Genomic DNA, 2510 nt, shown 5'->3' on the forward strand with positions numbered 1-2510 from the left:
GGCGCTGATCCGCCCCCCGGGACTTCACGGGGCGCGGATCCGTCGCCGAGTCCATGGTCGGCCGGGGCCTCGCGTCAGCGCGGGCCCCGGTTCAGCGCAGACCCCAGGCGGTGGCGTGCCGGAGGCAGGTCTGGGCCAGCTCCTCGCTGCGCTGGACGATGAGGTCCCGCGCGGCGATGACGCCGACGGTCGCGATCGTCCGTCCCCCCTCGCGCAGTGCGACCGAGACACCGTCGCCACCGTCCACGGCCACGCCGGGGGCCGTACACACACCGGTCTCGCGGAGCTCTTCGAGCGAGGCCAGGAACCTGTCGACGAACTCCGACTCCGCAGCCGGCCGGGCGTTCAGGTAGGCCCACACGTCACGCTTCTCCCGGTCGGCCAGGAGTAGCCAGCCCGAGGAGGTCCGCAGCAGCGAGCGTCGCAACCGGTTCTCCGCGATGTAGGCGTAGTGCGCATCGGCGGCGACGTGGTCCACATAGAAGAGGTCGTCACCGACGTCGGTCGACAGGGCGGTGGTCAGACCGGTTTCAGCGTGGAGTGCGGTGAGCTGCTCCCGCGACACGGAGGTGACGGGCGGCCGACCGGCGATCACGTTGAGGAGATACGGCGCGGTCCCCAGCGTGTAGACGCGATTGCGCTCGTCGAGGTAGCCGACGGCGACCAGGCCGTTGAGCAGGCCCTGCGTGGAGCTGATCGGGGCGTCGAGGGCCTTGGCGACCGCGGTGAGGGTCAGCCCGGTTCCCGACCTGGCGACCAGTTCCATGATCGCTGCGACCCGGTCGACCATGCGGTGGCGAGGACGCTCGGGGACCTTGTCCATGCTGGGCTGCTCGGTGCGCCCGCTGTCTCCCGCATCCGGTTGCGTCATGGGGTAAGACTATCCGCCCCTGCGGGACGCACGCTGGGCATACGAGAGAGCGTAGTTCGATCCGCTATTGCGTAAAATTGCCATTCGTGCGATTCTCGAGCACGTGGTCCGGGTCACCATCCGGGCCCCGAACAGGCACACATCACACCAACCCCTTTCGAGGAGGCCCGATGCGGTCCGCACTCGCTCCACCGCCCACCCTGGCGTCGGCGGACATGGACGCCCTGCGAGTGGAGGTCCGTGACTTCCTCTCCGAAGAGATCGCCGCCGGTCGGCTCACGCCGTGGATCGACACCTGGCTCACGCGATGGGACGAGGACTTCACCCGTCGCCTCGCCGAGCGCGGCTGGGTCGGGATGGCCATCCCCACCGGGTACGGCGGACGGGGACGCACGCACCTCGAGCGCTTCGTCGTCACCGAGGAACTCCTCGCCGTCGGGGCGCCGGTCGCCGCGCAGTGGGTCGCCGACCGGCAGATCGCCCCCTCGCTCCTGCGGTACGGAACCGAGGAGCAGAAGCGCGAGTTCCTGCCCCGGATCGCAGCGGGGGAGTGTTGTTTCGGCATCGGCATGAGCGAGCCGGACTCCGGGTCGGACCTGGCCAGCGTGCGGACGAAGGGCGTCCGCGTCGACGGCGGCTGGGCGATCACCGGCACGAAGGTGTGGACCTCCGGAGCGCAGCACGCGGAGGCGTTCATCGCACTGGCCCGCACCGAACCCCTGGACACCACCGACCGCCATGCGGGACTGAGCCAGTTCATCGTCGACCTGCGCAGCGAGGGTGTCACCATCCGCCCGATCGTGTCCCTCTCGGGCGACCACCACTTCAACGAGGTGGTACTCGACGAGGTGTTCGTCCCCGATTCCCGCGTGTTCGGCACCCTCGGCGACGGCTGGGACCAGGTCAACTCCGAGTTGGCCTTCGAGCGCAGCGGACCCGAACGATTCCTGTCCTCCTTCCGCCTGCTCGCCGCCGAGATCGGGGCCGTGTCCGAGGGGCGGTTGCCCGCCCGCACGGATCTCGGCCGCTCGGTCGCGCGGATGGCGGGCCTGCACGCCCTGAGCCAGAACATCGCCGGGGCGCTGCAACGCGGGGAGCCCGCGGACAACGCCGCTGCACTGATCAAACTCCTGGGCACCACCACCGAGGGTGACATCGTCGATGTGGTCTCCACCCGGCTCGGCGACGAGTTCTCGCCGGGCGAGGCGGACACCGCCTCGTCCGAACTCGCCGACCTGCTCCGTGCGGGACTGCACCAGCGGCCCGGCTTCACGCTGCGGGGCGGGACCAACGAGATTCTGCGCGGCGTGATCGCGCGAGGAATGGGGATGCGATGAACGAGAACACCTCCACCAGTGAGACCGCCGGGAACGCCGGGAACGCCGAGACCGTCGGACTTGAGGTCGACGAGGACCTCGAGTCGATGATGGCGGGCGTCCTGGCACAGTTCTCCGGACCCACCGTCGATCCCGATGCGGCTGCCGCATGGCGAGCCCTGACCGAGGTGGGCATCGGAAGGCTCACCGCTCCCGAGGAGACCGGGGGCAGTGGCGCGGGGTGGGCCGAGGCCGCCACCCTGCTCCGGCTGGCCGCCGCCGCCGGCGTCGCGGTCCCGTTTGCGGAGACCGACCTCGTCGTC

At 70.3% G+C, this 2510-nt stretch carries 3 protein-coding genes; 2 read left to right on the plus strand and 1 reads right to left on the minus strand.

All coding sequences use genetic code 11. The features are described from left to right. Positions 1-91: 91 nt before the first annotated feature. Entirely contained in the window at positions 92-790 is a 699-nt protein-coding gene (locus tag G6017_RS13190) for an IclR family transcriptional regulator (RefSeq protein WP_107748977.1), read from the minus strand. 251 nt (positions 791-1041) lie between these two features. Between G6017_RS13190 and G6017_RS13195 the strand changes: the two genes are divergently transcribed. Together G6017_RS13195 and G6017_RS13200 are read left to right on the plus strand one after the other, a co-directional pair. Continuing rightward, positions 1042-2208, plus strand: coding sequence for an acyl-CoA dehydrogenase family protein (locus G6017_RS13195; protein WP_182617751.1), 1167 nt, complete (start codon positions 1042-1044; stop codon positions 2206-2208). Continuing rightward, positions 2205-2510 (plus strand): acyl-CoA dehydrogenase family protein (locus G6017_RS13200; RefSeq protein WP_347238004.1); only part of this gene is annotated, 306 nt, incomplete at its 3' end. The genes G6017_RS13195 and G6017_RS13200, both read left to right, overlap by 4 nt.

The sequence above is a fragment of the Dietzia sp. B44 genome, assembly GCF_014145245.1.
Classification (GTDB): domain Bacteria; phylum Actinomycetota; class Actinomycetes; order Mycobacteriales; family Mycobacteriaceae; genus Dietzia; species Dietzia natronolimnaea.

Coding starts and splice junctions, on each gene's coding strand:
- G6017_RS13190 (WP_107748977.1), bottom strand. CDS start 790: ATGGTCGACCGGGTCGCAGCGATCATGGAACTGGTCGCCAGGTCGGGA.
- G6017_RS13195 (WP_182617751.1), top strand. CDS start 1,042: ATGCGGTCCGCACTCGCTCCACCGCCCACCCTGGCGTCGGCGGACATG.